At 59.9% G+C, this 9,860-nt stretch carries 8 protein-coding genes; 3 read left to right on the forward strand and 5 right to left on the reverse strand.

Annotation, left to right across the window (positions count from 1 at the left end; all coding sequences use genetic code 11):
• Nucleotides 1-468: 468 nt before the first annotated feature.
• Nucleotides 469-1,440 carry a threo-3-hydroxy-L-aspartate ammonia-lyase gene (locus EXR36_14415; GenBank protein ID MSQ60790.1) on the reverse strand — a complete coding sequence of 324 codons (972 nt, stop codon included), beginning with the start codon at nucleotides 1,438-1,440 and terminating at the stop codon, nucleotides 469-471.
• A gap of 76 nt (nucleotides 1,441-1,516) precedes the next feature.
• Here EXR36_14415 and EXR36_14420 point away from each other — a divergent pair, with 76 nt between their 5' ends.
• Nucleotides 1,517-2,812: an HlyC/CorC family transporter gene (locus tag EXR36_14420; GenBank protein ID MSQ60791.1), complete on the forward strand. Its 1,296-nt coding sequence runs from the start codon at nucleotides 1,517-1,519 to the stop codon at nucleotides 2,810-2,812.
• Between the two features lie 7 nt (nucleotides 2,813-2,819).
• Here the strand turns inward: EXR36_14420 and EXR36_14425 are convergent, their stop codons facing one another.
• Nucleotides 2,820-4,637 (reverse strand): M61 family peptidase, encoded by a 1,818-nt coding sequence (locus tag EXR36_14425; protein MSQ60792.1) that lies wholly within the window; start codon nucleotides 4,635-4,637, stop codon nucleotides 2,820-2,822.
• Nucleotides 4,638-4,720: 83 nt separating this feature from the next.
• Between EXR36_14425 and EXR36_14430 the strand changes: the two genes are divergently transcribed.
• A complete protein-coding gene (locus EXR36_14430; protein MSQ60793.1) occupies nucleotides 4,721-5,023 on the forward strand; it encodes a hypothetical protein in 303 nt (100 codons plus the stop codon).
• 135 nt (nucleotides 5,024-5,158) lie between these two features.
• Here the strand turns inward: EXR36_14430 and EXR36_14435 are convergent, their stop codons facing one another.
• From EXR36_14435 to EXR36_14445, 3 genes are all read right to left on the reverse strand, one after another.
• Nucleotides 5,159-5,383, reverse strand: a complete 225-nt coding sequence (locus tag EXR36_14435) for a hypothetical protein (GenBank protein MSQ60794.1) — start codon at nucleotides 5,381-5,383, stop codon at nucleotides 5,159-5,161.
• A gap of 209 nt (nucleotides 5,384-5,592) precedes the next feature.
• A complete protein-coding gene (locus tag EXR36_14440; GenBank protein ID MSQ60795.1) occupies nucleotides 5,593-7,410 on the reverse strand; it encodes a hypothetical protein in 1,818 nt (605 codons plus the stop codon).
• A gap of 94 nt (nucleotides 7,411-7,504) precedes the next feature.
• Nucleotides 7,505-8,326, reverse strand: coding sequence for a mechanosensitive ion channel family protein (locus EXR36_14445; GenBank protein ID MSQ60796.1), 822 nt, complete (start codon nucleotides 8,324-8,326; stop codon nucleotides 7,505-7,507).
• Nucleotides 8,327-8,426: 100 nt separating this feature from the next.
• On the opposite strand from EXR36_14445, the gene EXR36_14450 reads away from it, so the two are divergent.
• On the forward strand, nucleotides 8,427-9,671 hold the full coding sequence (locus tag EXR36_14450; protein MSQ60797.1) for a serine hydroxymethyltransferase: 1,245 nt from the start codon (nucleotides 8,427-8,429) through the stop codon (nucleotides 9,669-9,671).
• The last annotated feature ends 189 nt before the right edge of the window (nucleotides 9,672-9,860 follow it).

Below are 9,860 nucleotides of genomic sequence, written 5' to 3' on the forward strand. Positions count from 1 at the left end.
CAGTGTAGTGAAAGTAGAAGTCAAACTTGTCAACGCAAATCTCGCACACGCACGTGGTGGTGAGGTTGTGCTTTATAGGCGACCAGACAGCCAGCGTTGGCAAGCACGTTTCAAATTAAAAGACATGCAGTGGCGTAGAACAGCAACCAAACACATCAACTTGCAGTATGCAGCGCAGACAGCTTGTGAAGCCTATGACAGGTCAACGCAGCGCCTTCTTGCCGCCCAACATGTAATCAACAGAAAACGTCCGTGTTATAACACGGACAGTTTCCGTCTATCACGCAGGTCCAAATCCCTTGTTGCATCGAAAAAACCTCCTCTTTGAGCACAAAGGCTATTACTCAATCAAGGACTTGCCAATCAATCCGCGGAAAACTCCGACTGAAGGAGTGTGCCCCATATTGCTGTATAGACGGACAGTTTCCGTGTTTTTTTGGCGCTCGCGTAACGCGAGCCAACCAGGCGCTATTTGAGGTGCGGCACCACGTCTTTGATGTCCGCGTTGCCGCCGGAGATCAAAATGCCCACCTTCGATCCTTGCGGAACCGGAAATTTTTTCTCGAATAGTCCAGCGATGCCTAATGCACCCGTGGGTTCCACCACGATTTTCATGCGCTCCCATAGATATAGCATCGCGGGCAGGAGTTCTTCGTCGGTCACGGTGACCATGCCGTGAACGTGGCGCATCACCAAGGGGAAGGTAATTTCTCCCAGGGAGGGTGTGCGAGCACCGTCGGCGATGGTTTCCGGGTTGTGGCAGGTTTGCAGGGTTTTGGTCTTGAAGGAGCGCGTGGCATCGTCGCCGGCGGCGGGCTCCACGCCGATCACATTGCAGCGCGGACTCAACGCCGAGGTCGCAATTGCGCATCCCGAGATGAGTCCGCCGCCGCCCACGGGGACGAAGAAATAGTCCAGATCGCCTACTTCCTCGAACAATTCCTTGGCGGCGGTGCCTTGCCCCGCTACCACATGGGGATGATCGTAGGGCGGAATCACGGCCAGGCCGCGCTCGCCGGCCAACTGGTTGGCGAGCGCCTCGCGGGTGGTTTCGTGTTTGTCGTACAAGACGATCTCAGCTCCGTAACCGCGGGTTGCTTCCACTTTGACTTGGGGCGCGTCCTTGGGCATCACGATCACGGCCTGGCTACGGAGTTGCGCCGCCGAGAGGGCAACCGCCTGCGCGTGGTTGCCCGAGGAGTAGGTGATGACGCCGCGGCGCAACTGCTCGGGAGCGAGTTGCGATATCGCATTGTAGGCCCCCCGGAACTTGAAGGCGCCGATGCGCTGGAAGTTTTCGCACTTGAAGAAAACCTTGCAGCCAGTGCGCTCATCCACTTGCCTCGAGGTGAGAACGGGCGTGCGCCGGGCGCGGTCTTTAAGCCGGACGGCCGCGGCGGCCACGTCCGAATAGACGGGCAAATTGGAGGCGGGCTTCATCGCTTACGGCAGGGCACTTGCTGTTGGCATAATGCTTGAGTCTACTCCAGGGTTTTAATTACCGGCGGGAAAGTCAATGGAAGTCGCTTTGCTCTTTGGTCTTATTCTCCTAAATGGCCTTTTCGCCATGTCGGAGATTGCATTGGTCACCGCGCGCAAGCCGCGGTTGCAGAAGCTCGTGGACGAAGGCGACAGCGCGGCGGCGGCTGCGATCGAACTGGGGGAGCACCCCACCAAATTTCTGTCGACCATCCAGATTGGCATCACCTCCATCGGCATCCTCAACGGGATCGTCGGCGAGGCGGCTTTCGCCGAACCTCTGGGAAATTGGGTGCAGGAGATGGGCGTGGACGGGGGGCTCTCGCACGTGCTGGCCACGGCGCTGGTGGTGGTGGTAGTGACCTATTTCAGCATTGTGTTGGGGGAACTCGTGCCTAAGCGCCTGGGCCAGATGAACCCCGAGCCCATTGCCCGCATCGTCGCCCGCCCCATGCTGGCGCTCGCCGCCGCCACGCGTTTCTTCGTCAAGATTCTTTCCGCATCGACGGACTTGATCTTGAAAACCATCGGCGCGCGCAGCACCACCAGCCAAGGTGTGACGGAAGAAGAAATCGAAGCGATGCTGGAGGAAGGTTCGGAATCGGGCGCGATCGAGCACCACGAACACGCCATGGTACGCAACGTATTTCGCTTGGATGACCGGCAGATTGCCTCCCTGATGATTCCCCGCGGCGACATCGTCTATCTGGATGTGGAAGAGCCCATGGAGGAGAACCTGACGCGTATCGAGAATTCGGAGCATTCGCGCTTTCCCGTGGTGAAAGGCGATTTGCAGGAAATCATAGGCGTGCTCAACTCGCGCCACCTGCTTTCGAAATCCTTGCGCGGGGACAAACTCGACTTGAGGGTGAACCTGCAACCCCCCGTCTACGTGCCCGAGAGTTTGACCGGGATGGAATTGCTGGAGAACTTCAAGGCCTCGGGCGTGCAATTGGCCTTCGTGATCGATGAATACGGGGAGTTGCTGGGCATGGTCACGCTACAAAACGTGATGGAAGCCATCACGGGAGAGTTCAAGCCGCGCCATGCCGAAGACACCTGGGGCGTGCGGCGCGAGGATGGATCCTGGTTGTTGGACGGCATCATTCCGATTCCGGAATTGAAAGACCGCCTCGAGATCCGCACCGTGCCGGAGGAGGACCGTGAGCGCTATCACACCTTGAGCGGCATGATGATGTTGCTGCTTGGGCGCTTGCCGCGCGTGGGCGATAAGGTCAATTGGGAGAGCTGGAGCTTCGAGATCGTGGACATGGACGACAAGCGCATCGACAAGGTGCTCGCGGCGCAGTTGCCAGTGCCGCCGGATGACTAGCCCTGGTTCAAGTGCCTTCGAGCGAACCAAGCCAGGCCGCACGCCGTTTGGCAACGCTAGGTGGTGATTTGGCGATGATGAGATAACTCGTATCCAACGGCGCGGCGAGGACGGGAAGCGTCGCGCTACATAACTCGTCACGGCGAAAGTAGTGGAGCGCGGCACTACCACCCATGGGGTGAGTGGAAAGGCGCTGGTCGAGGTTCTTGGCGTTCACCCGCAGGCCATCGATCGCCACGATTACGTCGCCCGCCGACAAGCCTGCTCGCTGCGCGGCGCCGCCGTCCAATACGTGTGTGAGTTTCACGCCGGCCGCATCCTCCGTGGTGCGCGCGCCCAGCACGGCGCGGGGCTTCGTATCCGTGCCCGCCATTCCGCCCTTGTCCGTGGCGCCGGTTGAGGCTCTGACATGTAGCTCTATTCCCGCGTACGCAAGCGCGGTCTTGAGCGGTAATTCACCGGTGGAGCGCAGTGCGCGGTCGAAGAAACCCTTCAATCGTAGCCCGCTCAGTTCCTCCGCGAGGCGCTCGATGCCATCTTCTGGAATTCCAGCGCCGGTGCGGCCGTGGCGTTCCCACAGGGCACGCATCACGTCATCGAGGGACTTGCGACCCTTTGTCTGCTCTCGAATGAGGAGATCGAGGCACAGCGCGACGAGGCTGCCTTTCAAGTAGTAACTCACCAACGCGTTGGGCGAGTTTTCGTCCTGGCGGTAATACTTGATCCAGGCATCCCAACTAGCATCGGCGACGGTCTGCTTGAGGCGGCCCAGGGTGCGCAGATGATTGGTGATGGCGCGCCCGAGCAACTCGGTATACGCGGCGTGCGAAATCAAACCGCAGCGCACCAAGGCAAGATCGTCGTAATAAGAGGTGATGCCCTCCATGGCCCATAACAGGCTGGTGTAGTTCTCCCGCTCCAAGTCATAGGGAACGAAGGCCGCCGGTTTGATGCGCTTCACGTTCCAGGTGTGGAAGTATTCGTGGCTGCATAGGCCCAGGAAGCCACGGTATCCATCGGTGATTTCCTTCGTGCCCGCTTGCGGAAGATCGTCGCGCGAGCACAGCAACGCGGTGGAGGCGCGGTGCTCCAAGCCGGCGTAACCCTCGCCCAAGGCCGTGACAAGAAATACGTAGCGATCCATGGGGGCTGGGCGGCCAAAAAATTCGATGTGCCATTCGCACAGGCGTTTGAGATCCTTGCACAGGCGGGCCAGATCCGCGCCATGGCGCCCTGTGATCGCAATGTCGTGGGGCACCACCGCTGCCTTGAATCTGGCGAGCGTGAAGGTACCAATTTCCACCGGATGATCGGTCAGCTCGTCGTAATCCTTCGCCACATAGGTGCCGAAGCCGTAGGGCTTGGCGTATCCCCGCCGCATGGCGGTGGCCACTTGCCAGCGCCGGTAGCGGGCTCCTCGCGCAGGCCGAATATCCACTTCGCACGGGAGATGCTCCTGGCCCAGGACACGCAAGAACACCGAGGTACCGTTGAAGAAGGCATGCGTGGTATCCAAGTGCGCGCCCCGCACGGACAGATCGTGGCCATACACTTCCATCACCACCGTGACGGGGGTAGTTGTGGGAGCGCATTGCCAAGTTTGCTTATCGAGTTTGGTGATGCGTAGAGATTTGCCCCGGCTCGTTGCACGGATGCTGGTCACGTTGCGCGCAAACTCCCGGATCAAATAGCTACCTGGAATCCATGCGGGGAGGGTGAAGCGCTGCCCGGCGGGATCGGGATCCACCACCACACAAGTCACTTCGAAGAGGTGGGCTTCGGGGTGTTTGGGAATGATAGTGTAGCGGATGGGAGGTGGGGTCATGTTGTTCTTGGTCACTTTCAAACTGGCTTTGATTTTACGCATGAACCTATAATGCTTCCTTGCAGGCCACCAAGGAGCCAACGATGAATTCGAATACAGGCCGTGACCGCGCGAATGTTGATCTAGGCGAGGTTTCTCGTTTGGTGGAAACTCTGGCCGAAGATCTTGCCAAAGTTCGCGAAGGTTCAGCCGACCTAGATACCTTGAGATCCGAGGTGGAGCAATTGCGCACCGCGCTGCAAGCCACGGAAGGCGATCACGCCGGTGTCCATGCGGGGCTCTCCGGCATCCGCTCGGTACTAGGCCGCATCGAAGACGAAGTGTTGGGAGATGCCCTCACGGCGAGCGACTACATCGCACGTATCGGGCGCATGCTGGGAATGTAGCGATGACGCCGGAGGAAATCCGGTCCTATGCCGGCCTAGCCTTATTTTCCATGTTTACCCTCGCTTCGATTGCGGCGGAGCCGGCGAGCCACTCGGAACCTATGCAAGACTCTGGCGTCCATGCCACGAACGGGTTCAGTTTGCGGGCGGCTCGCCGGGATCGAGCAAGTACAGCACGCTGGCCACGGCGCGTGTATGACTATGCGGCGCGCAGTAATCTCCCGTGCGGTAGACGCTGGCCCAAGAGTCATCCACCGCCGCCGTGGCGGATTGGTGGACGAGCTTGAACAAGGCTATCGCACGCGCATGGACGAGATCGGCTTCCACGCAACTCCAGCGCGCGGGGTGGCGGACTTTCACGCCACAGCCAGCCTTGAAGATCGTGTCGCGAAATTCCGAGCCCTGTTAGAGCTGGAGAATGCGATCGCGTAAGCGGCCGTGGTAGATATCTCGGTCGGAAAAATCGGTGATGATGACCGAGGGCTCGTCAAGTCTTTCCACGCGCTGAGTATCGGGCCAGATTTTGACTTTGCGGGCGCCAAAGTGGAAGAGATCCTTGGACATGGGCACTACTTGATATGCTCTTCCGCATACAACGAGAGTTCGATCAAGCGGTCTAGCAGTTGTTCGGGCGGGAGGCCAGGAAAATTCCTGCGCACGAGTTCCTTGGCGTAGAGACGAATGAGGTAGCGCAACTTGGTGGTGCGCACGCGCGAGGAGAAGACAAAATCGCGGTGGCCGCTGTTGATGACGATCACGTTCTGGACGGTGTCGTGGCGCGAGCGCCATAGCTTGCCGGGCGCGTGTTCGAGGGTGTAGTTGGGTAATCCTTGCGCGTTTGCCGAGCGCTCCTTGCTCTCGGGCAGCAGGCTGTCTGTCACGGTGACTATTGCCTCGGACTCGCACAACGTGTTCCCTTGGCGCGCGCTCAGCGCGAGGCGCACCAAGCAAGGTTGGGTAGGCGCGCTGAAGGTGACGTACTCCGATTCGGTGTTTTCCAAGGTTACTTCTCCATCGGCGATGCGCCAGGAGAAGGTCACGCCTTGATCGATCACGCGCCGGCTCATGTCGCGGGGGACGGCTCTCAGGGTACGCGAGGTACCCACCGCCAGAGTGCAACTGGCCGGCGCGATTTTCACGCTATAGAGAGGGCCCGCGAATTCGAAGAACTGGCGTTGCGCGGGTTCTTCATTTTCCCCGGCGTCCACCGCCACGCCTTGCAGCGCTAATTCCTCGCCCGGCCCCTCCGGGTGCGGGGCGCCGGTGCCGCGCTGGCGCACGTTGATGCCGAAGAACTCGTACTCTTCCACCGGCAAGCTGAACATGGCCTCGCGGAAGGCGCGTTGGATGGAGCGTAATGTGTCCTTGCTGCTGCGCTCTTCTTCGGCCCGTTTTTGCGCGTCGATGAGTTCCAAGAGATGTTGTTCAAGCGGGACCAGGGCCTCGCTCAGGGCTTCCAGCGCGGCGTCGTGGATCACGCCGGTTCTCGTGGCCGGCGTGAGGTTCAGGAAGGGCGCCTCCACCATCCCTTGCAGATAACCATCATTCCATGGGGATTTCTTGAAAGCGGCCAGATCCGTGACCGATTGAACGATGCGAGTGCCGGAGCGGTACAGGCCAACGTGATTGGCGGCATCCGGGGGATTCAAATAAAGCTCGGCGTACGCTTCGCCCAAAGGGGAGGTCACGCTGGGCAAATGATGCAGTAGCTCGCCGGTGAACTGGCGCGGTTCCACGCTGAATTCCTTGCGCGCTTGCCGGTCGAGCACCTTGACTTGCACGCCCGAGGCGCGAATGCGCTCGCGCAATTCGGAGGCGAGATACCACTGGATTTTTTCGCCCGAGATCTGGCGCACACCCGGTAGCAGGGGGGCGATCTTCAATCGCGTGCCGGCTTCTGGCACGAGCGTACCCCGGCGCGAAACGTGATAACTGGGGTCTCCCTTGCGCATCTGCATTTCGTAGAGCTTGCCGTCCTCGCCGGCACAGGCCATGGCAAGTTCTTCGCCCACGGTCCAGAAGGAGAGCAGACCGATGCCGAACTCGCCTTGCCCGCCCTTCAGGCCGCCGGCCTTCAACTGGCGCTTGATGGAATCGCAGATATGCGTGGCCACGTAGCGAAAGTCGGGCGTGCCGTCCTTGTCCTTGGGCACGCCCTTGCCATCGTCGGCCACCATCAGAAAGTGCTCGCCGCGCTCCTTGCCTCGCGTAATGGTCACATTGGACGCGCCCGCATCTATGCTGTTCTCCACGAACTCCGCGATGGCTTTCAGCGGATTGTCCTGCGACAAGGCGATAATGGTGATGGCGTTCCAATCGTCGCCGATGCGTAGCTTGCCGCTCGCAGTGCCTTCGCGCCGCGCGGATGTGCGGGTCTTCGTGATCAATTTAGCAACATCGAGAAATTCCCCTCCATTCTTGCTCCGTACGGAACTTGAAGTACTCCTTACGGGAAAGCGGTGGGCTTATTATACAGGCCAGCTACGCGGCCAGCATTCGCACTTCCCTCTGCGGGAAGGGCATCACGATCTTGCGGGCGCGGAAGGTTTCCAGCACGGCCTTGTTGATCTGGGCCGTGCTGGCGCCGTAGCCGGGAACCTTGACCCAGGGTTTGATGGCTATGCTCACGGATGAGTCCGCCAGTACGGCCACACCCAATTCCGCGGCCGGCTCCGAGAGCACCAATGGGTTGGCGGCGAGAATTTCCCGGATGGTGGCCAATGCGTGATCGATATCGCTGTCGTAGGCGACGCCCACGGTGATATCGATCTGCCGGATCTTTCCGTAATTGTGCAAGATCTCGCCCACGATCTTGCGGTTGGGAATGACCACGCGCGAGCGGTCCGAGTGATTGAGCACGGTGCTAAATAGCGAGATGCTCTCGACCCCGCCTTCTTCGCCCGCGATGCCGATGTATTCGCCCACGGGGTAAGGGCGGGTAAAGATGATGGTCAGGCCGGCCACGATATTGGCCAACACGCCTTGCATGGCCAGCGCGATCCCGGCACCCGCCACGCCCAAGCCCGCGATCAGCGGGAGCAACTCCACGCCGAGGTTCTGCAACGCCATGATGGCGAAGAGCCCGATGATCAATCCCCGCACGATGCGCGCGATGAGATCGCGCACTGGGGGTTCCAAATCGAACTTGCGTAGGGCTTTCAACAGGCCCTTCGCCGCCCATTTACTCACCATGGATCCGGCGACGATGATGAGGATGGCCACCAGTACCTTCGGGCCAAATTTGACAGCGGCGTCCAACGCGATGCTTTTGAGTTGGTTGATGGTTTCGAGTTGTTCGTTCATGGCGGTTCACGCATGGGGAGAAAGAATGGGCCGCGATTCTGGCGTGAAGTGGTGGCTAGTATCAAGCTGATAGAATCGGGCGCTTTCCATAGAGTGTCCTATGTTCCTGAAGAATCAAAGTATTGAATCGTTCGACCCCGATCTTTGGAAGGCCTTGGAAGCCGAGCGCCTCAGGCAAGAAGATCACATCGAACTCATCGCCTCGGAGAACTACACGAGTCCCCGGGTGCTGGAGGCGCAAGGCTCGGTGCTGACCAACAAATACGCCGAGGGCTATCCTGGCAAGCGTTACTACGGCGGGTGCGAGTACGTGGACATCGCCGAGCGCTTGGCCATCGAGCGAGCCAAGCAGTTATTCGGAGCGGACATCGCCAACGTGCAGCCGCACTCGGGCAGCCAGGCCAACGCCGGTGTGTATATGGCCGTATTGCAGCCGGGCGATACGGTGCTTGGCATGTCGCTGGCCCACGGCGGCCACTTGACCCACGGGTCGCCCGTCAACTTCAGCGGCAAGCTCTACCACGTGATGAGCTACGGCTTGACACCCGATGAGGAGATCGATTTCGCCGAAGTGGAACGGCTCGCTCACGAGCACAATCCGAAAATGATTATCGCGGGCGCCTCGGCTTATTCCTTGGTGATCGACTGGCAGCGTTTCCGCGACATCGCCGACAGCGTGGATGCTTGTCTCATGGTGGACATGGCCCATTATGCCGGCTTGGTGGCCGCGGGGCTCTATCCCAATCCCACGCCCATCGCGGATTTCACCACCACGACCACCCATAAGACTCTGCGCGGCCCGCGCGGCGGTATGATCCTGGCGAAAGCCGCGCGGGAAAAGGCGGTGAACTCCACGATCTTTCCCGGAATTCAAGGGGGCCCTTTGATGCACGTCATCGCCGCCAAGGCGGTAGCACTCAAGGAAGCCATGGAACCCGGTTTCAAGGACTATCAAGCCAAGGTGATGGATAACGCCAAGACCTTGGCCAAGTCTCTGCAATCGCGCGGACTTCGCATCGTCTCCGGGCGCACCGAGTGCCACATGTTCCTGGTCGATCTGCGTGCCAAGAAAATCACCGGCAAGGATGCCGAGATGGTGCTGGGTCGTGCCCACATCACTGTCAACAAGAACGCCATTCCCAACGACCCGGAGAAACCCTTCGTCACCAGCGGCATCCGCATCGGCTCGCCCGCCATGACCACGCGCGGTTTCGGTAATGTCGAAGCCGAACAGCTCGGCCAGCTCATCGCGGACGTTCTCGACGCGCCGCAAGACGACAAGGTGATCGCGCGGGTGGCGGATGACGTGAAGAAGCTGTGCGCGCGGTTTCGGGTGTATGCATAGAGCGGGAGGAGGGAGGGGAAGGAGGGAGGAGTGGTGCAAGCGCGAGCGCGCCTGGCAATTGGATCCGCATGCGCAATACTGTCCCGGCCTTTCAATGGAGCGTTTGCATCCCAGCGAACTGATTTGCACCCCTCCCCCCTCCTCCCCCAGAAAATGAAATGCCCCTTCTGTAGCGAGCCCGATACCAAG

This window comes from Betaproteobacteria bacterium (assembly GCA_009693245.1).
Taxonomy (GTDB): Bacteria; Pseudomonadota; Gammaproteobacteria; order Burkholderiales; family SHXO01; genus SHXO01.